At 70.5% G+C, this 23662-nt stretch carries 26 protein-coding genes; 14 read left to right on the top strand and 12 right to left on the bottom strand.

The genetic code is table 11. The features are described 5' to 3' along the window. Positions 1 to 19 precede the first annotated feature (19 nt). The gene (pdxH, locus tag OG787_RS27215) at positions 20 to 727 is read right to left on the bottom strand and encodes a pyridoxamine 5'-phosphate oxidase (protein ID WP_369033047.1); all 708 of its coding nucleotides are present in this window, start codon (positions 725 to 727) and stop codon (positions 20 to 22) included. 200 nt (positions 728 to 927) lie between these two features. Between pdxH and OG787_RS27220 the strand changes: the two genes are divergently transcribed. The 4 genes from OG787_RS27220 to OG787_RS27235 all read left to right on the top strand — a co-directional run bounded on the left by OG787_RS27220 (position 928) and on the right by OG787_RS27235 (position 3712). Next, positions 928 to 2028 (top strand): citrate synthase 2, encoded by a 1101-nt coding sequence (locus OG787_RS27220; protein WP_369033046.1) that lies wholly within the window; start codon positions 928 to 930, stop codon positions 2026 to 2028. A 125-nt stretch (positions 2029 to 2153) separates the two neighbouring features. Next, positions 2154 to 2639 carry a hypothetical protein gene (locus tag OG787_RS27225; protein ID WP_405536696.1) on the top strand — a complete coding sequence of 162 codons (486 nt, stop codon included), beginning with the start codon at positions 2154 to 2156 and terminating at the stop codon, positions 2637 to 2639. Next, entirely contained in the window at positions 2636 to 2995 is a 360-nt protein-coding gene (locus OG787_RS27230; protein WP_405536697.1) for a hypothetical protein, read from the top strand. The genes OG787_RS27225 and OG787_RS27230 overlap by 4 nt, the downstream gene beginning before the upstream one ends. Before the next feature lie 90 nt (positions 2996 to 3085). Continuing rightward, a complete protein-coding gene (locus tag OG787_RS27235) occupies positions 3086 to 3712 on the top strand; it encodes a lipoprotein (RefSeq protein ID WP_405536698.1) in 627 nt (208 codons plus the stop codon). A gap of 102 nt (positions 3713 to 3814) precedes the next feature. On the opposite strand, the gene OG787_RS27240 is transcribed toward OG787_RS27235, so the two are convergent. Further along, positions 3815 to 4054 (bottom strand): PadR family transcriptional regulator, encoded by a 240-nt coding sequence (locus tag OG787_RS27240; RefSeq protein WP_405536699.1) that lies wholly within the window; start codon positions 4052 to 4054, stop codon positions 3815 to 3817. 218 nt (positions 4055 to 4272) lie between these two features. Here OG787_RS27240 and OG787_RS27245 point away from each other — a divergent pair, with 218 nt between their 5' ends. Beyond that, positions 4273 to 4875, top strand: a complete 603-nt coding sequence (locus OG787_RS27245) for a hypothetical protein (protein WP_405536700.1) — start codon at positions 4273 to 4275, stop codon at positions 4873 to 4875. Between the two features lie 157 nt (positions 4876 to 5032). Here the strand turns inward: OG787_RS27245 and OG787_RS27250 are convergent, their stop codons facing one another. From OG787_RS27250 to OG787_RS27260, 3 genes are all read right to left on the bottom strand, one after another. Then, positions 5033 to 5392, bottom strand: coding sequence for a hypothetical protein (locus tag OG787_RS27250; RefSeq protein ID WP_405536701.1), 360 nt, complete (start codon positions 5390 to 5392; stop codon positions 5033 to 5035). A 277-nt stretch (positions 5393 to 5669) separates the two neighbouring features. Continuing rightward, a complete protein-coding gene (locus OG787_RS27255; RefSeq protein WP_405536702.1) occupies positions 5670 to 6185 on the bottom strand; it encodes a DUF6415 family natural product biosynthesis protein in 516 nt (171 codons plus the stop codon). Positions 6186 to 6280: 95 nt separating this feature from the next. Then, entirely contained in the window at positions 6281 to 6412 is a 132-nt protein-coding gene (locus OG787_RS27260; protein ID WP_405536703.1) for a hypothetical protein, read from the bottom strand. Positions 6413 to 6952: 540 nt separating this feature from the next. Here OG787_RS27260 and OG787_RS27265 point away from each other — a divergent pair. From OG787_RS27265 to OG787_RS27275, 3 genes are all read left to right on the top strand, one after another. Next, on the top strand, positions 6953 to 8419 hold the full coding sequence (locus OG787_RS27265; RefSeq protein ID WP_405536705.1) for a helix-turn-helix domain-containing protein: 1467 nt from the start codon (positions 6953 to 6955) through the stop codon (positions 8417 to 8419). 35 nt (positions 8420 to 8454) lie between these two features. Continuing rightward, a complete protein-coding gene (locus OG787_RS27270) occupies positions 8455 to 9057 on the top strand; it encodes a 2'-5' RNA ligase family protein (RefSeq protein WP_405540595.1) in 603 nt (200 codons plus the stop codon). A 118-nt stretch (positions 9058 to 9175) separates the two neighbouring features. Continuing rightward, positions 9176 to 9859, top strand: coding sequence for an HAD family hydrolase (locus OG787_RS27275; protein ID WP_405536706.1), 684 nt, complete (start codon positions 9176 to 9178; stop codon positions 9857 to 9859). Positions 9860 to 9870: 11 nt separating this feature from the next. Here OG787_RS27275 and OG787_RS27280 read toward each other — a convergent pair whose 3' ends face one another. Continuing rightward, positions 9871 to 10251, bottom strand: a complete 381-nt coding sequence (locus OG787_RS27280; RefSeq protein ID WP_369033043.1) for a winged helix-turn-helix transcriptional regulator — start codon at positions 10249 to 10251, stop codon at positions 9871 to 9873. Between the two features lie 108 nt (positions 10252 to 10359). Between OG787_RS27280 and OG787_RS27285 the strand changes: the two genes are divergently transcribed. After that, complete coding sequence (locus OG787_RS27285) at positions 10360 to 10767, top strand: RidA family protein (RefSeq protein ID WP_405536708.1); 408 nt, start codon at positions 10360 to 10362, stop codon at positions 10765 to 10767. Positions 10768 to 10831: 64 nt separating this feature from the next. On the opposite strand, the gene OG787_RS27290 is transcribed toward OG787_RS27285, so the two are convergent. Continuing rightward, positions 10832 to 11284 carry a MarR family winged helix-turn-helix transcriptional regulator gene (locus OG787_RS27290; protein WP_405536710.1) on the bottom strand — a complete coding sequence of 151 codons (453 nt, stop codon included), beginning with the start codon at positions 11282 to 11284 and terminating at the stop codon, positions 10832 to 10834. Positions 11285 to 11408: 124 nt separating this feature from the next. Between OG787_RS27290 and OG787_RS27295 the strand changes: the two genes are divergently transcribed. Beyond that, on the top strand, positions 11409 to 12404 hold the full coding sequence (locus OG787_RS27295; RefSeq protein ID WP_405536712.1) for an SMP-30/gluconolactonase/LRE family protein: 996 nt from the start codon (positions 11409 to 11411) through the stop codon (positions 12402 to 12404). 51 nt (positions 12405 to 12455) lie between these two features. Here the strand turns inward: OG787_RS27295 and OG787_RS27300 are convergent, their stop codons facing one another. Then, on the bottom strand, positions 12456 to 12902 hold the full coding sequence (locus tag OG787_RS27300; protein WP_405536713.1) for a GNAT family N-acetyltransferase: 447 nt from the start codon (positions 12900 to 12902) through the stop codon (positions 12456 to 12458). 68 nt (positions 12903 to 12970) lie between these two features. Between OG787_RS27300 and OG787_RS27305 the strand changes: the two genes are divergently transcribed. Together OG787_RS27305 and OG787_RS27310 are read left to right on the top strand one after the other, a co-directional pair. Further along, positions 12971 to 13435 (top strand): GNAT family N-acetyltransferase, encoded by a 465-nt coding sequence (locus OG787_RS27305; protein WP_405536714.1) that lies wholly within the window; start codon positions 12971 to 12973, stop codon positions 13433 to 13435. Between the two features lie 208 nt (positions 13436 to 13643). Further along, positions 13644 to 15077: a PAS domain-containing protein gene (locus OG787_RS27310; RefSeq protein WP_369033039.1), complete on the top strand. Its 1434-nt coding sequence runs from the start codon at positions 13644 to 13646 to the stop codon at positions 15075 to 15077. 62 nt (positions 15078 to 15139) lie between these two features. On the opposite strand, the gene OG787_RS27315 is transcribed toward OG787_RS27310, so the two are convergent. Continuing rightward, a complete protein-coding gene (locus OG787_RS27315) occupies positions 15140 to 15907 on the bottom strand; it encodes an SIS domain-containing protein (RefSeq protein ID WP_405536715.1) in 768 nt (255 codons plus the stop codon). Positions 15908 to 16200: 293 nt separating this feature from the next. Here OG787_RS27315 and OG787_RS27320 point away from each other — a divergent pair, with 293 nt between their 5' ends. Both OG787_RS27320 and OG787_RS27325 read left to right on the top strand, forming a co-directional pair. After that, complete coding sequence (locus OG787_RS27320; RefSeq protein WP_235477446.1) at positions 16201 to 16893, top strand: metal-dependent transcriptional regulator; 693 nt, start codon at positions 16201 to 16203, stop codon at positions 16891 to 16893. A 570-nt stretch (positions 16894 to 17463) separates the two neighbouring features. Continuing rightward, complete coding sequence (locus tag OG787_RS27325) at positions 17464 to 18324, top strand: alpha/beta fold hydrolase (protein WP_369033079.1); 861 nt, start codon at positions 17464 to 17466, stop codon at positions 18322 to 18324. A 134-nt stretch (positions 18325 to 18458) separates the two neighbouring features. Here OG787_RS27325 and OG787_RS27330 read toward each other — a convergent pair whose 3' ends face one another. The 3 genes from OG787_RS27330 to OG787_RS27340 are packed head-to-tail and all read right to left on the bottom strand — an operon-like array spanning position 18459 to position 23661. After that, the gene (locus OG787_RS27330; RefSeq protein ID WP_369033037.1) at positions 18459 to 19118 is read right to left on the bottom strand and encodes a hypothetical protein; all 660 of its coding nucleotides are present in this window, start codon (positions 19116 to 19118) and stop codon (positions 18459 to 18461) included. Next, positions 19115 to 19279 (bottom strand): hypothetical protein, encoded by a 165-nt coding sequence (locus tag OG787_RS27335; protein WP_369033036.1) that lies wholly within the window; start codon positions 19277 to 19279, stop codon positions 19115 to 19117. Before OG787_RS27335 ends, OG787_RS27330 begins: the two co-directional genes overlap by 4 nt. 38 nt (positions 19280 to 19317) lie before the next feature. Next, entirely contained in the window at positions 19318 to 23661 is a 4344-nt protein-coding gene (locus OG787_RS27340; RefSeq protein WP_405536716.1) for an AAA family ATPase, read from the bottom strand. Between the last annotated feature and the right edge of the window lies 1 nt (position 23662).

Genomic DNA, 23662 nt, shown 5'->3' on the forward strand with positions numbered 1-23662 from the left:
GCGTAGGTGTCTCTGTGGGTCAGGGACTGAGGCGCTCGACGCGCCAGCTCCCGTCGGCCTCGGCGACGTACCGCAGCCGGTCGTGCAGCCGGTTCTCGCGCCCCTGCCAGAACTCCACGGTCTCCGGGGCCACCCGGAACCCGCCCCAGTTCGGCGGTACGGGCACCTGCTCGCCCTCCGGATACCGGGCGGCCAACTCCGCGTACGAGGAGTCGAGTTCGTCCCGGGAGAGGATCACCGAGGACTGCTCGCTGGCCCAGGCGCCGAGCTGGGAGCCGTGCGGCCGGGTGCGGAAGTAGGCGGCGGTCTCGTCCCGCCCGGTGCGGCGGGCGACGCCGGTGACGACGACCTGGCGGGCCAGCGGCAGCCAGGAGAAGAGCAGCGAGACGTACGGATTCGCGGCCAGGTCGCGCCCTTTGCGGGAGTCGTAGTTGGTGAAGAAGACGAAGCCCTGGTCGTCGTACTGCTTCAGCAGCACGGTACGGGAGGAGGGCCGCCCGTCGGCGTCGGCTGTGGAGACGACCATGGCGTTGGGTTCGAGGAGCCCGGCATCCGCGGCGGCCTGCCGGAACCAGCGCGCGAACTGCTCCATGGGCCCGTCGGCCAGCTCGGTCTCGGAGAGGCCGTCGGCGCGGTACTGCTTGCGCATGGCGGCGGGATCGAGAGGGGCGGCGTCACGGGGATCATGGCGATCGGTCACATGGTCATCCTGCCGTATCGCTGACATCACTGAGCGGCATTGAGCGACCACACATGGCACTGAGTGCCGCGAGGGCTCCCCAAAGGTGGCACTCGGGGATATCGTGCAAACAATCGCGCACCTTGGCCACGCGGCCGTACACCGTTCGGAACAGCTGCCGCAAAATCTGACGCAGATGTCGCACGCGCACCTGAACACCTGTCGCACACATCAAGAGGAGCCGCCTGATGTCCGACTTCGTACCCGGACTTGAGGGAGTAGTCGCGTTCGAGACGGAGATCGCCGAACCGGACAAGGAGGGCGGCGCACTCCGGTACCGGGGCGTCGACATCGAGGACCTGGTCGGCCATGTCTCCTTCGGCAACGTCTGGGGCCTGCTCGTCGACGGCGCCTTCAACCCCGGCCTGCCGCCGGCGGAACCGTTCCCGATCCCGGTCCACTCGGGCGACATCCGGGTGGACGTGCAGTCGGCGCTGGCGATGCTGGCCCCGGTCTGGGGCCTGCGCCCTCTCCTGGACATCGACGAACAGACGGCCCGCGACGACCTGGCCAGGGCGGCCGTGATGGCCCTGTCGTACGTCGCCCAGTCGGCGCGCGGCCAGGGCCACGCGATGGTCCCGCAGCGCGAGATCGACAAGGCACAGTCGGTCGTCGAACGCTTCATGATCCGCTGGCGCGGCGAACCGGACCCGAAGCACGTTGCCGCGGTGGACGCGTACTGGACGAGCGCGGCCGAGCATGGCATGAACGCATCGACATTCACCGCGAGGGTGATCGCGTCGACGGGCGCGGACGTGGCGGCGGCGCTGTCGGGTGCGGTGGGAGCGATGAGCGGCCCGCTGCACGGAGGCGCCCCGTCCCGCGTCCTGGGCATGATCGAAGAGATCGAACGCACGGGCGACGCGGACGCGTACGTAAAACAGGCCCTGGACAAGGGCGAACGCCTGATGGGCTTCGGCCACCGCGTCTACCGCGCCGAGGACCCACGCGCACGCGTGCTCCGCCGTACGGCCCGCGAGCTGGGCGCCCCGCGCTTCGAGATCGCGGAGGCCCTGGAGAAGGCGGCCCTGGCGGAGTTGCACGCCCGCCGCCCGGACCGGGTCCTGGCGACGAACGTCGAGTTCTGGGCGGCGATCGTCCTGGACTTCGCCGAGGTCCCGGCCCACATGTTCACGTCCATGTTCACCTGCGCCCGCACGGCAGGCTGGTCGGCCCACATCCTGGAACAGAAACGCACAGGCAGGCTCGTACGCCCGTCGGCCCGCTACATCGGCCCGGGGACACGGGATCCGCGGGAGATCGAGGGGTACGGGGACATCGCCCGCTGAGGCCGCGTATCGGCTTCCCCGCCTGCCCGCCTGCCCGCCTGCCCGCCTGCCCGGCTATCCGGAAGAGGGCAAGCCCCTCTTCCGGGTGATGGCGGGGCCATGGGTTTCGAAGTACTTTCAAAGTCATGGCGACCGACAACGCGGCAGTGTCAGTGAACTTCTCCGAGCTGGTGAACAAGAACAAGCAGACGCTCGCCCGGCTCAAGGAATCGCCACGGCTGCTGCTGCACCGCAGGGACGGGGAGGACCTGGTCCTCACCACGGCGGTACGTGCCGAGCAGGACCAGACCGTGGTGTCGGCCGCCACCCGGATACTGGCCGCGATGGCGCGCCGGGAGCCCGGCAGCACAGAACTGCTCCTCGACATACTGCCGGACGCGTTCCCCTGGGTGCGCTTCCTGCCCGAGACCGACGTCCACGCCTTCGCCGTCGAGTTGGTCGACACCATGCGGGCGGCCGACTCCGTCGGCAACAGCGCGTCCGTCGCGCAGCTGCTCATCGCCTGGCAGCACACGGCGGAGGTCTACTCGGACCCTGGCCTCCTGGCCGCACTGACCGGGGACCACGGCGACGACTACGGTCCCGTCCTGGACCCGCGGGACACCGTGTGAGCGCGGGCCGTGGAGACCGCGCCGCGCCCCCGGCACCGGAGGGCCACTGGGAGGTCCGCTTCGCGGACGCCGCCTCGGCCAAGGGCTGGGAGAACCTCGCCCAGCAGGCGCAGGAAAACACCTACCGCGCCTGGCTCATCATGCGCACGGACCCCAGACCGGCCACTGGGACACCCCGCCACCACCGCCTCAAGGGCAGCCTGGCCCATGGCACCCACCGCGGACAGACCTGCGAGCAGTGGCAGATCGAGGTGACCGGCGGCGGCCGCGTCTGGTACCTCCTGGACACCGCCCGCGAGACCTGCTGGATCACCTTCGCGGGGACGGGTCACCCACGCGCTACGGACCACACCTGACGCAGGCGATCGGCGAACTCGCTCCCTGCGCAGGAGGGACGGTCACCCGCTCCGATAATGTGTCCGCCCGAGCGAGGGGAGACACAGCACATGCTGGTCGGGGCGGGGAACAGACGGCGCGGACTGATCCAGGCGACGCTGCTGGTAGGCGTACTGGCGGGCTGTACGGAAACGCCGGACGACGACGCGAAGCCGAAAGTGAAGGCTTCGACGACAACGGCGAACGAAACCACCCCCAAGAGCGGCGGCAGCATAGGAGCCGCCGGCTCGGCCTGCGAACTCCCCGTCACGTTCGACATCGCCGAGAAGTGGACCGCGGAGGCCGTCGGCGCACCCCTGAGCCAGGGCCTGGTCAGCCTCGCCTGCGAGGTGGACGCCAAGCCGGCCGGCCACATCGGCTACCTCCGCGTCTGGACCGGCACCCCGGGCAACAACAACGCCCGCACCGCCCTGGAGGCCTTCGTGATCGCCGACAAGGGCGCGAGCAAGGCGAAGTACAGCGAGTTCAAGGCGAACGGCCTGACCGGCGCCGAGGTGGAGTACGTCTACTCGGACGAGTTCGTGGAAACCCCGAAGAAGGAACGAGCCTTCGCGGTCACAACCGAGGACGGCCCGGTCGTCGTACACCTCGGAGGCCTGGACACCGAGGAACACGAGGCGATGTTGCCGGCGTACGAACTGGCCAGGGGAACCCTTGAAGGCTCAAGTCTGACCTAAGCAGATCCGGTGAAGTTGGTTGCGTTGGGTTGGTGTCCCTTAGGAGGCACGTCATGCCGAGGAGCCTGCGTGTCACGAGTCGGGTGACGTTGTACAAGAGCCTCACGCCTGGCCGCCTGCCCACCGAAGGACGTGCTGCTGCCTGGCCCGGCGGGCTTCGAGGGCACTTGCTGCAAGCGAATGCCCTGGGCCGGTCAGTGTGTAGTAACGCCGGGGCGGGCGCCCGGGATGAGGTTCTGCCTCAGTCCGACTGGTGACCCACCCGCGCTCTTCGAGCCGGTCGAGAATCGGGTACACAGTGCCGGAACCGAGGTCTGCGTCGCGGCAAATGCTCAGCCCCACGCGGGATTGTCATCCGTCGACGCCAACGACACCTCCAGCACAGCGATGGTCGGCTTGGTCAGCCTAGGCGTGGTCATGACTCCAGCAGGCCATATGTCGAGTACGAGAGAAGCGTGCACTTCCCGTCACAGTTGCACCACGAAGTGTGCGCACACCAGTCTCAACCCGCATGACACCCCGACAATTACGGCCGTACGTACCATCCTTGGGGGGGGATCATGCACGCCAGAAGAACCGCGCTCGCCACCATCGTCATCCTCGCTGCCGCCACGCTCACCGCCTGTAGTGAGCCCGCGCAAGGTACAGCCGAACGCGCCACCACGGAGAACAACTCGCCGGTCTCCAGCTCACCCGAGAGTGACGCGCCAGCCGCGGACGCCGACGAGCAGCCGGACACCGAACTCGCCGTCGGCGACACCTTCGCCTACACCGACGGCCTGAAGGTGAGGGTCGACAGTATCGGCACCATCACCCGCTACGGCGAGTACGACACCAAGCCCGATGCCGACCAGACTCCGTTCCGCGTCACCTTCACCATCACCAACGGCACCAAGAAGCCGTACGACATGGACAGCTTCGGCTACGACGCCCAAGGCGCCACCACCGGCGGCCAGACCGAATCCCTGTTCGTCGAGGTCGACTCCAAGCAGATGGCCGGCCGCCTCGCTGTCGGCCGTTCCGCGACGTTCACCTCCGAGTACTCCATCGCCAAGAGCGACGGCAAGGACATCGTGTTCACGATGTCCCGCACGGACGAAGCATGGCTGGAGAGCGGCAGCTTCCTCGGCGACGACCCGAACTGGACCGGCACCATCAAGTAGCTGGGCAGCGACGCCAACGGCGCGCCGACCACCAACCCCAGGGATACACCTGCCATCTCTGCGGCAGGCAAGGGTGTCGAGCGCGCCCACGGCCGCCAGGACATGGGCCGGGCCGCGACGCAACCGTTCTCCCGCACACCACGAGGACAGCTGCCCGTCATCCGCATCCCTGGGCATGCATGCCCAGGCCATGCCCGGCACACAGGGGCCACGCCTGCCACAGCCGCTCCATGACGGTGTCCTGCGCGGCATCGGCGACGATCGCCAGCGCAGCGGCAGGGTCGTCCGCCGACTCCGGGTACAGGCAGTTGCCGTGCCACTCCCCGTTGGCCAGAGCAACGTAGACCTGCTTCGGCTCGTCCGCGTCGTAGGGCGGCAGGGCCAGCAGTTGCAGGGGCTCCTGCTCGGGAAGTGTCACCGCCAGGTCCCGGTTGAGAAGGGCGAGAGCCCGGTCCCACTCGGGGTACGCGCCCGGCGGGACGCGACGGGGTTCGGGGCCGTATCGAGCAGCGTGCATGGGGCATCTTCCTCTGCCACACCAGGGGGAGCACCTGGACCAGAGGCCGGAAAGCAGGCGACCCGCGAACTCGGTCCCTCCGAAGGAAGGGCCGGCCGGACGTACCGGCGAGCTCGCGGGTCGGGTGACTGCGTTGGATTCGGCCGGCTGCGTGTCACTAACTCACGCTGGTCCGGCACCGCACAGGGTGTGGTGGCAGGCCGCTAGCCCGCAGCCACCTCGCGCGTCCGGGTCTGACTCATTTACCCGATCACCTCCTTTCAGCGATGGCCACAGCCTAGGAAGCGACCGGCCGTGCATCAACCGATTTTCCGAGACCTTGGTGGGGAGATACCGAGGGCTGTGCCGATGCAGCCTCGGTGTGGTCGTGGCAGGAGCAGCCGCAGCGAGGTTGGAGCAGCAGGCCTGTGCTGTGCGGCAGGGGCAAGGCCTCGGTCTGGCGGCAGTCCGCGTGCAGGTCCTCGTAGTGGTCGCACAAGGCGTTCAGCGAGCGTGAGAGGCGCCGGGCGTATGCGAGCTGTGCACTCAGACCGGGGCCGGGCGTGATCCCCAGCTTCCTGCGACTCTCCGAGATCGCCATCCGGGCGCACACGCGGGGCATGTCGTCGTCATCGCCCCGCCCTGCGGCAACACGCTCCAGTTCGGGGATGACGAGCGCCAGGTGGCCTGTCAGCAGGAGTGTCAGCGTGTCCAGTTCCGGCGCGGAGGGTGCCTGGGCATCCGGTGCGAGCACAGTGCGTGCGCTGGTGCGCATCGTCTCGATGTCGACGGGGAGAGTGTTCTTCTCGGTCACAACTGTTCTCCCCGCGAGCGGGCGTTGGCCAGCGCGACCGCCGAACTCAGCGCCTCTGCGCCGGTGACAGGCTGGAGGTTCTCCGGCCGTGCGTCCTACTCCAGACCGCCGCCGACCGGCCGTACCTGGACGTACGGTCCCTCGAAGCCCATGACCTTGCCGATCCTCTTGATGGTGGTGTCCTCGACGGTGTCGCCATGGCTCGGTCGGTACACCGTCATCGTCACCGTGCCTCTCCCGCCGACGGGGTCAGCAGCCGAGCACACTGCGCCGATGGCAACACGTACGCGCGTACCAGGGCTCTGGTGACGAAGTCGTCCTCAACGGCGGGCAGTTCAGGCGGCCACAATCGCGGAGCCCGTCGGCGGCGTGCTCCGGCGAGCACGGCACCCCACATCTCGGGCGAGGGGTGGTGCGTTGGCAGGTCGTGCCTGGTATCCGGGGCCGTGCTTCGGGTGACGCGGCTGGATTCAGGGATCCCGAACAGAAGAGCTCTCATCAGTTCGAGGAGTCGTGGCACACGGTTCACTGTCTGCTCCGTTCGATGTGACCGCTTTTCGTCCCACAACCGTTCCAACAATGACGCTCAGCGTCACGGGCGGCCGTGACCAACATTCCTGGACCGGCAGCAGAGCTTTGGCCTGCATCAACGCTCGTTCCTGGACCGCTCTTTGGACTCCTGGCGCCTCAAATTCTCGACGGCCGTGATCCCCTTGGGTGACTGAACGGCTACCGTGAGTGCACGACATCGTGCAGGGAGCCCGTCCATGACCGCTCGCCCCAAGCCCGGTTCCAAGGCCGACCGGGACGTCCTCCGCCACGAGATGACCCGCGCCGGATGCACGGTCGCAGACATCGCCATGGAGATGCGCGCCCGCTTTCGTATGCGCCCTCGTGAAGCTTGGAGGCATGCCCGCGGCTGGACCCTCCAGGAGGCGGCGGACCGCATCACACAGGTCAGCAGCAGCCTCGGAGAGGCCGTGGCTGCCGACGCGTCGCTCGTCGCGAAATGGGAGAAGTGGCCCGGCCCCTCCGCCCGTCGCCCCACCCCGGCTGTCCTCCTGGCCATGACCGACGCACTTGCCTGTCGCGTGGAGGACCTGCTCGACCTGGAAGACCGGCGGGCCATGCCCGACGGAGACCTGCGTTTGCTGAGCGGCGCCATCTCATCCCCCGAGCCGATACCTCCCGCGCCGATCGCCACCACTGCGCCCGTGGAGCCGAGCGGTAACGAAGTGGTACGCCTCGCCGCAGACGAGTCCGCGACCTGGGCCCAATGGGCGGAAGCCTCCAACGTTGGGGACATCGCGTTGGAACAACTCATGGCAGACGTCCAGGCTCTCGCGTCCGACTACCTGGTCTCCAACCCTCTGTCCCTCTTCGTCCGCACGCGCGCCCTGCGCGACCGGGTGTTCCGTCTCCTCGAAGGTCACCAATACCCGCGCCAGGTTGCCGACCTGTACGTCGCAGCTGGCTATCTGTGCGGATTATTGGCGTGGACGTCCTCAGACCTCGGTCGGCTCCAGGACGCGGACACGCAGGGCCGTACGGCGTGGTTGTGTGCCGAACTCGCCGGGAACAACGACCTGCGCGCCTGGGTTCTGTCCACCCGTTCGAAGGTGGCGTTCTGGGACGGTCGCCTGCGCGATGCCGTCAACTACGCCCGCCGGGGCGCAACATGCCGCCCGTCCGGCACCGTCTCGGTACTGCTGGCCTGCCAGGAAGCCGACGCATGGTCCCGGCTCGGAGCGGAGCGCGAGGCGCTGGGAGCACTCTCTCGTGCTGCGGAGGCCCGTGACACGCTGCGTGGTGAGGACGAGGTCGGCGGCATCTTCGCGTGCCAGCCCGCACGCCAGGAGAATTACGCTGCGGCCGTCCAATTGAGAATCGGCCGCCCGGTCGACGCCCTGCGCGCGGCGGACGGCGCCCTTGCCCTATTGAAGGCGCAGCCTGTACGGGCGTACGGCACCGAGGCTCAGATCCACATCAGCAAGGCGTCGGCCCATCTGTCGACGGGTGAGGCAGAAGGAGCGTTCGAGGCACTCGCGCCAGTGCTCGCGCTGCCACCGGACCACCGCTTGGAGCCGGTCGCCCGGCGTGTCGGCGAACTGTCTGCCGATGTCGGCCGCGCACCTGCCACGGGAAGTGTCGGTCTCCGCACGGCCATTGAGGAGTTCTGCCTGGACTCCGCTCCGCGACACATCGCGCTCTCGCCAGGGGAAGGCACCGCCTGATTTGATCTCAGACCATGACGACTCAACCCGAGACCATGCGGAACCATTGGTGGTGGCGGCCCGGTTGGAGTGTGGGACGTCGCTTCTACACCTGGCACTTGACGTTCGAGGGCCAGGACGACGTGCACCGGCTTGCCGCCGAGTACCGGTCCGCGCTCGCCCCACTGGGATCGACCCTCGCGCCTATCCCTGACAAGTGGCTGCACCTGACCATGCAGGGCATCGCCTTCGTGGGCGAGGGCAAGGAAGAGGACACGCAGGCCATGGCCGATGCGGCTCGCGATCGTCTGGCCGCCGTCCGCGCCTTCGACCTCCGGATCGGGCCGGCTGTACTCGACCCCGAGGCGGTTCTTCTGCACGTCAAGCCTGATGGCCCGGTCCGTGCCGTGCGCAACGCGATCCGGGAGGCGATCGGTGTCGTCCTGGGAGATGTCCCGGAGAAGGCCGAAGGCTTCACACCACATGTGTCCGTTGCCTATAGCAACAGCGACGGCTCCGCCGAACCGATCGCTCAAGTCCTCGCCGGGCTTGACATCCCGCCCGCCACAGCACGTATCTCCGCGGCGGAACTGATCGTGATCAATCGGGACAACAAGATGTACGAGTGGGAGTCGTTCGCGAAGGTTCCGCTCGGCTGACTACGCGCCGGGAATGCGGCCAAGCCCCGTCGTCCGCCTGAAGCTCGCGCGAAGTGGGCGGCGGGGTGCGGTTGTTCAGCGTGCTACCCGGCGACGGACGGGGAGTTGAGGAGCCACCATGGCGCGACTGGTCCTGTGGGACATCGACCACACCCTGATCGACACCCGCGGAGTAGGCCGCGAACTGTCGGCCGCGGCGTTCCAGAAGACCACCGGACAGCCCTTGCGCGAGCAGGCGAGGATCGACGGAATCACCGAACCCGTGATCTTCCGAGAGACCGCGAAACTGCACGGACTCACCACGGACCGCGCGGACTTCGAGCGCTTCGCCCAAGCCCTGGCCGAGGAGCACCTGCGCCGCGCCACGGATCTACGGGAACGAGGTCATGCCCTCCCTGGCGCAGCCGCCGCCCTCGATGCGCTGAACTCCGTCGGCGTACGCCAGACAGTGGTGTCCGGAAACGTCCGCCCGGTCGCTGAGATCAAGCTCCGGGTGTTCGGGCTTGGCTGGCATGTCCTATGGGACCTGGGCGCTTACGGCGAGGACGACGACACCCGCAGCGAACTGGTCCGCCTTTCCCTCCAGCGAGCCGACGCGAGCCCCTCGGAGGCGGTCCTCATCGGTGACACGCCTGCCGACGTCGAAGGCGCTCACGCCAACGGCGTACGGGTGATCGCCGTTGCCTCGGGGCGCAGCGAAGAAGCCGCACTGCGCGAAACCGGGGCCGAAGCAGTGCTTGCGGATCTTCGGGATACGGAGCTGCTGGTGAAGCTCGTGCGAGGCGACGCCGAGGGTGAGTAGTGGCCCACCCGTCAGACGTCGAACCGCTGCCGAGCCCCCTCGATATGCCCCAGATACTGATGCGTCCACTCGCACATCCCATCGACCGTCGCCCGCAGCCCCTGGCCCGCCTCCGTCAGCGTGTACTCGACCCGTGGCGGCACAGTCGGGTACACCTTCCGCTCGGCCAAACCGTTGCGTTCCAGCATCCGCAGGTTCTGCGTGAGCATCTTGTGGCTGACGCCCTCCACCTCGTTCCGCAACTCGCTGAAGCGCAGGGTGCGTTCGCCGAGGGTCTCGATGATCAGCAGCGCCCATTTGTTGGCTACGTCGGAGAAGATCTCGCGTGCCAGCGAGTCCGCGCGTCGCAGGTCCGCGTCCTCGGGTGAGCCGCTGAACTGCTTGGTCACCATCTGGTTCCCCAGTCACTGAAAAGTGCGTTCTTCCATGTCAGCGTTCACTCTCCTACGGTTCCTGAGTAACCACAAGAGAGCTAAGGAAGAAGGAAGGCGGACAGGCACATGGCCATCACCCTGCTGAACCCCGAGGGACTGCCCAAGATCGACGTCTACCGGCAGGTGTCGGTCGCGACCGGATCGAAGCTGGTCTTCGTCTCGGGACAGGTCTCCTGGGACGCCGACGGCGTCACGGTCGGCGAAGGCGACCTCGCCGCGCAGGTCGAGCGGTGCTACCTCAACGTCGGCACCGCCCTGGCCGAGGCCGGCGCCACCTTCGACGACGTGGCGAAACTGAACTTCTACGTCGTCGACTGGACCCCCGACAAGATGCCCAGCCTTCTGGAGGGCGTCTCCCGGGCGGCCAAGACGCTCGGGGTTGCCCCGGTGCCCCCGGTCACGATGATCGGCGTGGCGGCACTCGACATCCCCGACCACCTGGTCGAGATCGAGGCCACGGCGGTCATCGACTGAACAGTGTCGCCCAACGGGCGCGGGAGTCGCCGGGTACGGGGTTCCGCGGGGCCGCCGACTGCTGTCATGGCCTGGCGTGCTGCTTCTCCAGTTCCAGTACGTCCACGCACCGGCCGAGCAGGGTGACCAGTGTCGCCCGCTCCTCCTCGGTGAACTCGGCGGCCAGTGCCCGTTCCGTCCGTACGACTCTGGCGTCCGCGTCGGCCAGAACGGCACGGCCCTCGTCCGTGAGGCGGGTCTCCAGGACGTTGCGGTGCCATTCGTGGGGGCTGCGTGCGATCAGGGCGCGGTCCTGGAGGTTCTTCAGGACCGCGTTCATGGTCGGGGGTGTGACCCTGCACAGCCGAGCCAGTGCCGCCGCCGAGATACCGGGACTCCCGGCGAGACAGAGCAGCGCCGAGTACTGCGCGATGGTCAGGCCCGCCGGTTTCAGCACGGCGGTCTTCGTCGCACTGAGAGCTTGTTCAGCCCCCTTGAGGTGGGAACCGAGGCGCTCGGACGCGGGCATGGACATCATTCGGGCATAGTAGCTGACATCCATCAGTTAGCTATCGAATGTTCATTCATGCATTGACGATCATTAGGGCCCTAACTTAGGTTCGTACGCATAACGGAGTGAAGTCGAACCGAGAGGCACCCCCGTGTCCCGTGTGTCCCGCTCGATCCACCGCCGCAGCTTCCTGGCCACCGCCGTGGCCGCCGCAGTCACGGTCCCGGCCACGGCGCGGGCGGCGACCACCCCTGCCGCTGTGACACGCATCAGTCCCGCCTTCTCCCTCCCCGGCGACCGCGCCTACCCCGAGGGCATCGGACTCGACCCGCGCACCGGTGACGCGTACGTCGGCTCGTTCGCGACCGGTGCCGTCTACCGGGCCGGGGCGGGCAGTGACGCGGCCGAGGTCTTCCTCCCGGCGGGTACGGACGGCCGTACCACCGCCAATGGTCTGAAGGTCGACCGGGCCGGCCGGCTCTGGGTCACCGACTCGTCCGCCGGTGTCGCCGTCTACGACCTGCGCACCCGCGCCCTGCTCGCCCACTTCGACGTACCCGGCGACGCGCCCCGCTTCGTCAACGACCTGGCGATCGCCCCGGACGGCACCGCCTACCTCACCGACAGCACGCGGGCCGTGCTCTACCGGGTCACCCCGAGCGACCTCGCCCGGACGGCCGGCGCCGGCGCGCCCCTGGCCGTGTACTGCGACCTGGGCGCGGCCCTCGCGACCGACCCGCCCCAGACGCGCATCTTCAACGGCATAGTCGCGACGCCGCGTTTCCTTCTGGTGGTCGACACCGCCAGGGGCGACCTCGTCCGGGTGGACCTCGCGTCCGGTGCCGTACGCCAAGTCGCGCTGCACGGCGGGAACCTGGCGCATGGGGACGGCCTGGACCTGGTCGGCCAAACCCTGTGGGTCGCGCACAACACGACCAACACCGTCAGCCGCTGGCGGCTCGCGCCGGACGGCGGTTCGGCCCGTCTGGAGCGCAGCGTCACGGACCCCGCACTGCAGATCCCGACCACGCTCGCGCGCAGCCGTGGCGGCCTGCTCGTCGTCCGCTCCCAGTTCGACAAGGGCGGGCCGTTCGGGCCGGGGGTGCCGGAGACGCCGTTCAGTGTGGCGCGGGTGGTCGGAATCTGAGCCGACGTCCCGGTGCGCCGGCGCTCCCTCTCGACCGGCCCGGGCCGGCGCTCATCGGTTCAGCTCACGCACCATGAACACATCCACAGCGTCCTCGCCCTCCACCACGAACCCGTGCCGCTCATACAGCCGTCGAGCCGCGCTCCCCCGGAGGACGTTCAGGCGGACGACCCCGACCCCCGTGCCGTCGCAGCGCTCCAGCAGCTCGCGCAGCACGCCCGAACCGATGCCCGTGCCCTGGAAGCGTGGGTCCAAGTAGAAGTGCTCCAGCCAGTGGGCGTCCTCCGCCGGGCGCAGGGCCACGCAGCCCGCGAACTCGTCGGTCACCTCGATCACCCAGGTGTGGGCCGCGTCGAACCCGTCCCGGAAGCGCTGCCGGACGCGGTGGTCGTCGTACCGGCCGAGTCGCTCCAGGTCCGGCCGCATCACCACCGCCCGCAGTTCCGCTATCGGCTCGATGTCCGATGCCGACGCCGGTCGTATGTCCCAGTCCGCCATGATCGGCACGCTACCGCGCGGGACGCGGAGCGTTGACGGGTGCCCGCGGTGTGCGATTTTCTGGCGCCGTGTCTGATCTTCGTATCGTCTCGGTCGGTGGCTCCGACGGGGTCGCGCTTCGTGACTGGCAGTACGTCCATAACCTGATCGTTCCGCCCGCCGCCCTGTCCCTCGACGAGGTACGGGTGCGCAGTGCTCGCAATCGGCTGGAAGTCGCGTATCTCCACGACACCCTGGTGGGGTGCTCCACCGTTCGGCCTCCCGTCGCGGACGGTGATCCAGCCGTCGCCACCGTCATCGCGCGCGTGCTGCCCGGTTTTCGGCGGCGCGGGTTCGGGACGGAGATGTACGTGCGGGGGCTCGCGCTCGCGCGGGAACTCGGGGCCGGGGCGGTCGAGACCGTCGTACTCGCCGCCAACCACGACGGGCTGTCCTTCGCGCTCAAGCGTGGGTTCGTCGAGGTCGAGCGGTATGTGCTGGACGGGGAGAGCGACCTCTGGGTCGATCTGCGGCTGGGCGGAGCAGGAAACTGAAAGCCTGGACATTCCGGATGGTCGGTTTGGTCCGGGGGCGGGAGGGGCAAGAGGGGCTTGTTCCCGGACTACGGCGAATTTCCGCCGTACAACGATTTCCATCAATCTTGGGGGAACGCGATGTGTGCTGCGTCACGTTCGAGTTGAATGATGGTGAGTGAGCGAACCGTCGCGCAGTACGTGCGGACGCAGCCTGCAGGGGGTCCAGGTGAGTGCTTCCCGGCGTAGTGGGACCACCGACGAGCTGGGGCCGGACGAGCCCGAGAGGGACGGCGGCCCGGAGGGTTCGGACGGCGGTGGGTCCGACCTGCTCGCGGCCCTTCTCGACGGCATGGACGCCGCCCTGTGCGCCTTCGATGCCGACGGCGTCGTCACGCACTGGAACCGGGAGGCCGAGCGGATTCTCGGCTGGACCGCGGAGGAGGCCGTCGGGCGGCACGGGTTCGCCGGATGGGCCGTGCGCAGCGCCGACGCCGAGGACATCGAGGGGCGGCTGCTGTCCGCTATGCACGCCCCGGGGCGTCAGGTGCATGAGTTCGCGCTGCTGACCAAAGACGGGGGACGCGTGCTCGTGCGTACGCAGTCCGCCGCCGTGCGCGGGCCCGACGGCAAGCCCGCCGGGCTGTACTGCGCCTTCAGCGAGGTGCACGCGCAGATAGACCTTGAGCGGTCCATCGCGTTGAGTGAGGCTCTCTTCGAGGACGCCAGTTGGGGGGTTGTCCTCGTCGATGTCGATCTGCGGCCCGCCGTCGTCAACTCGCATGCCGCCCGCGCGCTCGGCATCGGGCGTACGGCCGTCCTCGGGCGGCCCCTCGGCGAGCTGCTCGCGCAGGGCGTCGAGGAGCTGGAGAGCGCGCTGACGCACGTCCTCGCCGAGGGCGCGCCGCCCGCGCCCGCCGAGATGTGGGTGACCGTCCGGACGCCCGAGGGCGAGAAGCGGCGCTGCTGGCGGAGCGGGTTCCTGCGGCTGGCCTCGCCGCTCACCGAAGAACCGGTTCCGCTCGGGGTGGGGTGGCTGTTCCAGGACATCACCGAGGCCAAGCTGAGCGAGCAGGAGGCGGCTCAGCTGCGGTTCCGTACGAACCAGTTGCACCGCGCCGCGCGGGCCGCGGCCGAGTGCGAGGACCCCGCCGAGGCCGCGACCGTCCACCTGGACTTCGCCCTCGCCGGCTTCGCCGACCACGCGCTCATCGACCGGATCGCCGTCATCGGCGGTACGACGGGCGATGGCTCCGCCGACTCCGCGGGCGATGGCGAGGGTCCCGTACGGCTGGTCCGTGCCGCCGCCACGCCCTCCGGGGCGCCCGGGCCCAGCGTCCTCGCCGGGCACGCCGGACTGCCGGTGCGCTACGGCGACTCGCACCCCGCCGTGCAGTGCGTGGAGCGGGCCGGATCGGTGCGGGCGAGCGCCGGGTCGTACGGCGTCGAGCAGGCCCGCGCGTGGGCCGTACAGCGACGGTGGCCGCCGGACACGGTCCACGCGCTGTGCGCGGTGCTGCGCAGCCGGGGGCGCACCCTGGGCGTAGTGACGTTCCTGCGCGGCGGCGGACGGACCCAGTTCGAACGTACGGACGCCGTGTACGCGGAGGACGTGGCCGTACGGATAGCGGCGGCCCTGGACCTGGCCGGCCTCGGCAAGTAGCCGGCAGTCGGTGACCGGCCGTTGACCCGTTGACCCGCTGACCCGCCGATCCCGCGGAGCGATCAGCGCTCGTAGAAGATCCGGTCGCCGTACTGCTTCAGGATGCGGGCGTTCCAGTCGTGGCCGCCGTCCACGTTGCCGGAGCGCAGCAGGGGCGGCTCGATGCCCCGGTCCGCCAGGATGCCCGCCGCCGTCGCCATGACCGACTGGAGCACGGCCGACGTGACGACCGTGGACGCGGGCGCGAAGGGCGCCGGGACGGTGTCGAGGGTGAGTACGGCGTCGCCGGGGGCGATCTTCGAGTCCAGTACGACGTCGCAGTGGTCCTTGAGGAACGTGCCCGAGGCGTTGCGGGGCGTCGTCTCCGTTGCGTACGCCACCGAGGTCACGCCGATGACCCGTACACCGAGGGCGCGCGCGTGCAGCGCCATCTCCACCGGGAGGGTGTTGCGGCCGGAGAGGGAGATGATCACGAGTACGTCGCCCTCGCGCAGCGGAGAGGTGTCCAGGACGGTCGTGGCCAGGCCCTCGACGCGCTCCAGGGCGGAGCCCAGGGTGGCCGGCATGACGTCGACGCCGACGACGCCGGGTACCGCCAGCAGGTTCATCAGGGCGAGGCCGCCCGCGCGGTAGACGATGTCCTGCGCGGCGAGCGAGGAGTGCCCGGCGCCGAAGGCGAACAGGCGGCCCCCGGCGGCCACGGTGTCGGCGATGAGCGTGCCGGCGGCCGTCACGGCCTCCGCCTCCTCGTCGCGCACCCGCCGCAGCAGGTCGATCGCGGCGTCGAGGAACTGTCCGGCCAGTTGGTCGGCAGGCTTGCTGTCGCTCATCGGTGAACCCTTCGGGAGATCGGCCTGACGGTCGGCTGTCGGTCGTCTGTCGGTCCGTGCCGCCGATCACGGTGAGGTCTGGACCAGTGCCCTGTCAACACGGCCGTCCGCCGTTGTCGCCGCCGCCCCCGTACCCTCGGTGAAACGCACTGTCTACCCGGCCACGGGTATCCGTAACCGTGTGGTTTCACCGCGACGGCACGGTTGTCAGTGGTATGCGTCAGAATTGAAGCCAGGGCCAGCGCACGCGCCGGAGCCGTCGAGCCTCCGGCACATCTCATCAAGGGGCACGTATGTCCGGACTGATCGATACGACGGAGATGTATCTCCGCACCATCCTCGAGCTGGAGGAGGAAGGTGTGGTCCCCATGCGCGCCCGGATCGCCGAGCGGCTGGACCAGAGCGGCCCGACGGTCAGCCAGACCGTGGCCCGGATGGAGCGCGACGGTCTGGTCGCGGTCGCCAGCGACCGGCATCTGGAGCTGACCGACGAGGGCCGCCGCCTCGCCACCCGCGTCATGCGCAAGCACCGCCTCGCGGAGTGCCTGCTCGTCGATGTGATCGGCCTGGAGTGGGAGCAGGTCCACGCGGAGGCGTGTCGCTGGGAGCACGTGATGAGCGAGGCCGTCGAGCGCCGCGTCCTCGAACTGCTGCGCCACCCCACGGAGTCGCCGTACGGCAACCCGATCCCGGGACTGGAGGAGCTGGGCGAGAAGGACGGCGCGGACCCCTTCCTGGACGAGGGCATGGTCTCGCTGGCCGACCTCGACCCGGGTGTCGACGGCAAGACGGTCGTCGTACGCCGGATCGGCGAGCCCATCCAGACGGACGCGCAGCTGATGTACACGCTGCGCCGGGCGGGTGTGCAGCCCGGTTCGGTGGTGAGCGTGACCGAGGCGGCCGGCGGGGTGCTGGTCGGCAGCGGCGGCGAGGCGGCCGAGCTGGAGGCGGAGGTGGCCTCGCACGTGTTCGTGGCGAAGCGCTGATCCGGGGCGCCGTCGCTCCTGCGAGCAACTCCTGCGAGCAACTCCTGTGATCGACTCCCGCGATCGACTCCTGTGATCGCAACTGCTGTGACCGAGGGGGAACTTGCCGCGTCCCGGGGTCCGTGCCGCTCCGGGGCGCCAATCCAAGATTCAGTGTGCGGAATCGCAGCGCTCGGACGCTTCGCGTGCCACGCTGTCGCGAGAGGCATATGACTTGAGGGCTCTTCGCCGGGCGCGGCAGCGGTGCCGCCCGGCGGGGGAGGGGGAGCGTGAGGATGTGCCGCGGACGTGAAGAGGGCCCCGGCGCCAAGTGGCGCCGGGGCCTGTCCTCCCCTGTGCTGACCCGGAGCCCCGAGCTCCCAGGGTCATCCCCTACGGACCGCTTTCCCCGAGCGGTCCGCCTCCCGCAGAAGATCTCCCCCCGGCCACGCGGATCATTCCTGGAGCGTGGTCACTCGAACGAGGGGTGTTGCGGCCGGAGACCGCATTTTCGAATAGCCATTCGATAATCTGTGGCGGTAGAGGAACCAGGCAGAGGAAACTTCGATAGCTAGGGGGGTGCCAGGAACTGTGGCGCGGCGTATCGACGTGACCGGAGCGGGCGGTGTGCGCCTTGTCGCATGGGAGTTCGCCGACCCTCCCAAGACCGGAGAGCCCGACCGGGCACCCGGAGTGCTGTTACTGCACGGGCTCATGGGCCGTGCCTCGCACTGGGCGTCCGCCGCCCGCTGGCTGGGCGAGCGGCACCGGGCCGTCGCGCTGGACCAGCGCGGCCATGGCCAGAGTGACCGTCCGCCCGGTGACATCTACACCCGGGAGGCGTACGTCGAGGACGCGGAGGCTGCGATCGAGCAGCTCGGCCTCGGCCCGGTCGTCCTCATCGGGCACGCCATGGGCGCCCTGACGGCCTGGCAGCTCGCGGCGAAACGTCCCGACCTGGTGCGGGCCCTGGTCATCTGCGACATGCGGGCCTCGGCGCTCGGCGGGGCCTCCCAGCGGGAGTGGGAGGACTGGTTCAAGGCCTGGCCGGTGCCCTTCGCCACGCTCGCCGACGTACGCAAGTGGTTCGGCGAGGACGATCCCTGGGTGGAGCGGCCGACTCCGTCGCGTGGGGAGTTCTACGCCGAGGTGATGCAGGAGTCCGCCGACGGCTGGCGTCCCGTTTTCGAGCCGGAGCAGATGCTCAAGTCCCGGGAGACGTGGGTGTTCGACGCGCACTGGGAGGAGTTGACGCAGGTTCAGTGCCCGGCGCTTGTGGTGCGGGGGCTGGATGGGGAGTTGGGGCGGGCGGAGGCGCAGGAGATGGTGCGGGTGCTGCCTCGGGGGGAGTATGCGGAGGTGGCTGATGCGGGGCATATCGTGCACTACGACCAGCCGGATGCGTGGCGCGCGGCGATCGAGCCGTTCTTGGACGGCGTGCTGACGCGCTAGCGCTTCGCTCGGCAGGCGGTTCTTTGGCCGCGGGCCGGTGGGGGCTGGTCGCGCAGTTCCCCGCGCCCCTTGTGGGGGCGCTCCGCGCCACCCACAAACAGGCTCAGCTACCCCCCCCGCCCGTCGGGGCGGGCTCAGCCGCCTCCGCCCGTCACCGTCAGGAAGGCCACGGCCCCGGTTGCCACCAGGGTCACCGCCAGCACGCACCAGCGGCGGGCCTCCTGGAAGGCCACGCGGATTTGCCAGACGTGGGCCATGGCCAGGAGCCAGCGTACGAAGGGGTCTGTGCGGGTGATGTTGGTCTTGGCTCGGTCCAGGTGGCGGTGGAGGTGGGCCCGGCGGGTGGGGTCGGACTCCGTCGTGAGGGCGCGGTGGATGTTCACGGCGACCGCGCGGTGGCGCAGGAGGTCGTCGATGCCGGTGGCGGCGGAGCCGAAGAAGTCGGCCGGGGAGGCGTCGATCAGCTCGCGCAGGCCGCGTGCCGCGGGGGTGTTGAGCGTGGCGGCGGTGGTGATCGGCGGTACGAGCACCCGGCTGACCTGCCAGACGGCGAGGCACACCCCGGTGAGCGCGACGAGCAGCGCGCCGCCCGCGACCAGCGCCTCGCCCAGCCCGTGCACCTTCCCGACGGCCACCAGCGGCCCACCGCCGACGAGCGCGGCTCCGACGACACCGAACGAGGCGATCATCCACCGTGCGGCGGCCCGTAGTTCGGGCACGGCGTCGAGGGGGGAGGGGAGGGCGTCGAAGGGGGTGACCACACCGGGGTCGGACGGGGGCGGTTCGGTGGTCATCTGGGCCGGTCCTCGTCGACGGGGGAGTCCTTGGTCAGGGCCTGGGGCGGCCCGTCGTCGTCCGGCACGTCCGGGTACACGACCCACGCCGTGCCGTCGTAGAACTCCAGCACGCCGTTGTCGCCGAGCCGTACGTCGTTGATCTTCGGGGCGTCCGCCATACGCGCAGTATCCCAGGCCACAGCCGCCCGACGGCCGGTCAACGGGACGTCTCCTCCGCTTCGTTGAGGTAGTGCAGCACCGCCGCGACCGCCGCCCGCTGGGTCGGCTGCTGTAGCCCGGTGGCCAGCCGGGGGTCGCGTTCGCCGGCGAGGATCCGTTCGAGGACCGTGGACATCGGCGCCAGCAGCGGGTCCGCGGCGAACCCGGCCAGGTTCTCGCGGGTCACCTCGTCGGTGCCTGCCACGCCGAGGGCTGTGGAGACGAAGCTGCCGAGGGCGATGCCGAGGTACATCGCGGTCCACAGCTCGACGGGTACGGTCACCCGGCCGGCCAGCGCGTCGAGGGCGCGCCGCGCCACCGGGGCGTCGAGGGGCCCCAGGCCGAAGAGCACACCGGGCCCGCGCTCACCGCCCTGGATCCGGCCCAGTACGTCCGTCAGCGGCACGAACATCGCGTTCATCGCGGCGAGTTCGGCGAGGTGCTGGCGCAGCTTCACCTTCGCCGCCGTGTTGCGCCGCTCGGCGGCCACCAGCGCCGCGAGCACCGGCTCCCAGAGCATGCCCCAGGCCGCCGCCCGCACGGCGTCGAGCCGGTCGGCCCCCGTCACCCCCTCCTTCGCCTCCCGCACCAGCGCGTCGAGCGCCTCCCGGGCCCGGACGAGCCCGGGGTCCAGACCGGCCAGCAGCCGGTCCAGGGCCACCCCGGGCACCTCGGCCACCCGAGCACACAACTCCTCGACCCCGGCGGGCAGTTCAGCGACGGCATCCGCCCCGAACTCCTGGAGGTCGGCCGCGAGGGACTGCGCCGCGTTCATCGTCCGGCCGCCCCCGCTGAGCGTGGCGAGCAGCGCCGCCGCGAGATGGTGGGCGACCGCGCCCGCCGCGTCCCGTGCGTGGCTGTGCAGATAGGTGCCCAGGTTGCCGTGCCCGACGGCGACGACCGGCGGAACGCCCGCCCGGTAGGCGTACCGCAGACTGTCCCGCTCCCGCGCGATCGCCACCTCGCCGTGTCCGCGCACGTCCGCCACATTGGCGAGCGCCCCGAACACCTCACCCAGGGAGGGAAGGTCCCCGGCGTCCTCAAAGACCTGCCGGCACTCCTCCAGCAGCCGCAGCGCGTCCTCCGTACGGCCCAGGCGCAGCAACGGCATGTACGCGGGAAGCCGGGCCCCCGCGAGGTCGGTGACCGGTGCGCCGCGCGCCCGTTTGGAGGCGCTCAGGTCGTCGGCGTACTCCAGTGCCCGCCGCCACTCCCCGGCCTCGATCGCGGCGCGCTGCCCGGTGTCGCACAGCTCCTCCCAGACCTCCCACCAGTCGACTCCCTCGCCGGGCCCGCGTTTCCGGGGCACGTCACGCATCCGCCGGTGCAGTGCGTCGGCCTCGGCCAGGGCCTCGCCTGCCCGGTCGGTCTCCGACAGGACGTGCAGGCGCTGGACCTCGTACAGGAGCGTCGTCCAGGTACCCAGGCCGGCCAACCGCGCGTGTTCTGCGCCCTGTTCGGCGAGGGCGAGTGCCTCGGTCAGGCGTCCGGCGCGTACGCAGAGGGCGACCAGGCCGCTGCTCGCGGAGGCGGCGGCGGAGTGGTCGCCGCGGGCCGACGCCGAGGCCAGGGCGGCCCGTTCGTGGCGTTCCGCGGCGGCCGGGTCGATCTCGCCGAGTATCCGCGCGAGCGCGTCCGTCGGCGGTACGACCCCGGTGCCCGGCGCGGACGCGGCGACGGTCGCGATCCTGCGCAGCAGGGGCAGCACACGGGCCCGGGTCGGGGCCGAGGTGTCCCGGCGCAGCACGGCCTCCAGCAGTACCGCGGCGGACGACTCCTGCCGCAGCCGGAGCAGATAGGGCGCGGCGGACAGCGCGGAGAGCGTCAGCAGCGGCCCGGCCAGCTGGGCATGCTCGGCGTTGGTGCCCTCGCGGGTCCACGCCATCTCGAACACCCGCAGCCAGTACCCCGACAGCCGAGTGTCGACCAGCTCCCGGACCCGCGCACCGGCCCGCGCCCGCCCCTCGGCGGCTACGGCGGCCTGGATGTCGTACGACTGTCCCGGGCGCTGGGTGAGCAGCCCGTGGGCCACCAGGGTCCGCAGGGCGGCGTCAACCGGCGTGTCCGGATGGCCCAGTTGGGCGCGCAGGTCGGGCCAGTTGTGGTCGACGGCCACCCGGTTGCGGTCGTTCTCGTCGAGGCAGCACAGGACGTGGAACAAGTCGCGGTCCGCGGGGGTGAGTTCGGTGGCGACACCGTATGACCAGGCCCGCAGTACGCGCAGATGCTCGTCGTCGCCGGATGCCTCCGCCGCCCGGTTTCCGGCGGCCAGCAGCCGCTCCAGACGCTTCGGATCGGCGGCCTGGGCGTCGGCCAGCTCCAGCAACCTCGGGTGGCCCTGGGCGAGTTCGAGGAGACCGGTGGCGAGTCGGCGGGCTGCGGCGGGCGTCGTACCGGGGAGCCGTCCGTCGATCAGCCGGGCCAGATGGGGGAGTTCGCGGGCGAGCAGCAGGGCCTCGTCGGGGGTCAGCAGGTCGACCGGTTCGGTGCGTAGGCTCGCCCCCAGCCCGGTCGGCCGCACCCGCCCGCACAGAATCAGCCGCCCGGCCCCGGACCGGTCTGACAGTGCACCGACGAGATCTCCCCAACGCCGGTCCCGCCAGGCCCTGTCGGGGGTCAGCAGGGCGTCGATGCCGTCGATGACCAGCAGTACGCGCTCCCGCTCCAGCCACGAGGAGACGGCGGCCACGAACTCCGCCGCGCGACCGTCGGCTCCGTCCAGCAGGTGCAGACAGCGCAGTCCGGGCACCGCCTGTTCCAGGGCCAGCGCGAAGGAGGCGAGCACCGCCTCCTCGTACTGGTGGTGGTAGTCCTGCTCCTGGGGTGCCGTGAACCAGACGGTCCGCTCGAAGGCATGCGCGTGTGTCGCGACCAACTCCCTTGCGCACGCGGTTTTTCCGGCCCCGGGCATACCGTGCAGCAGCACTCCGCCGAGCCCGCTGCGGGGGGCCAGTACGGCACCGGCGCGGGCGAGGAGGGCGACACGGCCGACGAAGTGCTCGGGTTCGGGCGGGAGTTGGGCTACGGAGACATCCCGGCGGGGGGAGTCCTGGCCCGGCGGATCCTGACCGAAGGCGCCTGGTCCGGAGCCATCCTGGCCGGAGCCATCCGCGCCACCGGCTGACGCACCCGGAGTCAGCCCCACCGGCGCACCCGGAGTCAGCCCCGTCGACGCGCCCGGAGCCGGCCTTGTCGCCGCCGGCCCCGCCGACCCCGTAGGCGCCCCCAGCCTCAGTCCCACCGCCCGCGCCCCGAACAGCGCCGGAGTCGCCGCCCGCAGGGCGGAGCCGGGCACCCCGTCCGCCTCCCCCGACAGCTCACCCAGCACCCCCGCCAGCGCCCGGGGCAACTCCCGCCCCTCGACGACCAGTTGACGGTAGAGCCGTTCGGCGAGGGCGGTCGCGAACCCGTCCTCCACCGGGTACCGCATGGCCAGCACCGCGCACCCGAGCCGCTCGACGAGGTCCCCGGCGACGGTCCCGACCACGGGTTCCCCGGAGCCGCCGGAAGCCTCGACCGGCTCCGGGGCCGCCGCCGACCAGCACGCCGACAGGGTGACGAGGGAGACGTCATGGGCGGCGGCGAGGAGGTCGACGAGTTCGGGCGCGCGGACCCGGTCGGGGTGCCCGGCGTCGGTCTCCAGGAGGAGTTCGCCGGGGCTGCCGTGGCCGGAGACGTGCACGAGGTCCCAGCCGGCCGGCCGCGCCAGTACGGCACGCAGCCGCTCGCGCGTCACCCCGTACTGAAGCGTGTGCACCTCCACCGCGCGCCCGGCGTCCGCCGCCGCCGTGAACAGCCGGGTCAACGCCAGCCGTTCGCGCCGCAGGTTCAGCGCCCGGCTGCCCTCGGGCAGACTGAACAGCGCCAGCACCCGCACCGGACCGCCACCGCGCTCCCCGGCCGCGCGCCCCGCACCCCACTGCGTCACGAGGGTCACGTCCTGGACGGCCAGTGGCCGCCCGTCCGCGTGCGCCAGCTCCAGGGGTACGGACATCAGGCGCCGCGCGCCCGGTACGGCGGTCGGCACGACGACCCGTACCACCGCCGGGGCCGCCGCGAGCAGCGCGGGCGCGACCGGCCCGAGGACCTCCGCGCCGATCCACGCACCCACCTCGCGGACGATCTCCCGTTCCCGCGCGGCCCGTACGTCCGGGGGCGCGTGCCTGCGCAGATGTCCGGGCAGGTCGAGGAAGGCCTCGTACAGGGGGCCGGTCGGGTCCAGGCGGACCTCGTGCCGGGCGAGGACCTCGCCGCCCGGCGCCACCAGCACCCACCGCCAGTGGTCCGGCCCGGCGAAGTCCTCGACGAAGAGCCTCAGTTCGGCGACGGCCCCGTCCGGCATC

This window comes from Streptomyces sp. NBC_00075 (assembly GCF_045041225.1).
GTDB lineage: Bacteria > Actinomycetota > Actinomycetes > Streptomycetales > Streptomycetaceae > Streptomyces > Streptomyces adonidis.

Coding starts and splice junctions, on each gene's coding strand:
- OG787_RS27290 (WP_405536710.1), bottom strand. CDS start 11,284: ATGATGTCCATGCCCGCGTCCGAGCGCCTCGGTTCCCACCTCAAGGGG.
- OG787_RS27245 (WP_405536700.1), top strand. CDS start 4,273: ATGCACGCCAGAAGAACCGCGCTCGCCACCATCGTCATCCTCGCTGCC.
- OG787_RS27300 (WP_405536713.1), bottom strand. CDS start 12,902: ATGGCGGACTGGGACATACGACCGGCGTCGGCATCGGACATCGAGCCG.
- OG787_RS27265 (WP_405536705.1), top strand. CDS start 6,953: ATGACCGCTCGCCCCAAGCCCGGTTCCAAGGCCGACCGGGACGTCCTC.
- OG787_RS27280 (WP_369033043.1), bottom strand. CDS start 10,251: ATGGTGACCAAGCAGTTCAGCGGCTCACCCGAGGACGCGGACCTGCGA.
- OG787_RS27315 (WP_405536715.1), bottom strand. CDS start 15,907: ATGAGCGACAGCAAGCCTGCCGACCAACTGGCCGGACAGTTCCTCGAC.
- OG787_RS27285 (WP_405536708.1), top strand. CDS start 10,360: ATGGCCATCACCCTGCTGAACCCCGAGGGACTGCCCAAGATCGACGTC.
- OG787_RS27340 (WP_405536716.1), bottom strand. CDS start 23,661: ATGCCGGACGGGGCCGTCGCCGAACTGAGGCTCTTCGTCGAGGACTTC.
- OG787_RS27270 (WP_405540595.1), top strand. CDS start 8,455: ATGCGGAACCATTGGTGGTGGCGGCCCGGTTGGAGTGTGGGACGTCGC.
- OG787_RS27235 (WP_405536698.1), top strand. CDS start 3,086: ATGCTGGTCGGGGCGGGGAACAGACGGCGCGGACTGATCCAGGCGACG.
- OG787_RS27335 (WP_369033036.1), bottom strand. CDS start 19,279: ATGGCGGACGCCCCGAAGATCAACGACGTACGGCTCGGCGACAACGGC.
- OG787_RS27320 (WP_235477446.1), top strand. CDS start 16,201: ATGTCCGGACTGATCGATACGACGGAGATGTATCTCCGCACCATCCTC.
- OG787_RS27220 (WP_369033046.1), top strand. CDS start 928: ATGTCCGACTTCGTACCCGGACTTGAGGGAGTAGTCGCGTTCGAGACG.
- OG787_RS27330 (WP_369033037.1), bottom strand. CDS start 19,118: ATGACCACCGAACCGCCCCCGTCCGACCCCGGTGTGGTCACCCCCTTC.
- OG787_RS27250 (WP_405536701.1), bottom strand. CDS start 5,392: ATGCACGCTGCTCGATACGGCCCCGAACCCCGTCGCGTCCCGCCGGGC.
- OG787_RS27275 (WP_405536706.1), top strand. CDS start 9,176: ATGGCGCGACTGGTCCTGTGGGACATCGACCACACCCTGATCGACACC.
- OG787_RS27225 (WP_405536696.1), top strand. CDS start 2,154: ATGGCGACCGACAACGCGGCAGTGTCAGTGAACTTCTCCGAGCTGGTG.
- pdxH (WP_369033047.1), bottom strand. CDS start 727: ATGTCAGCGATACGGCAGGATGACCATGTGACCGATCGCCATGATCCC.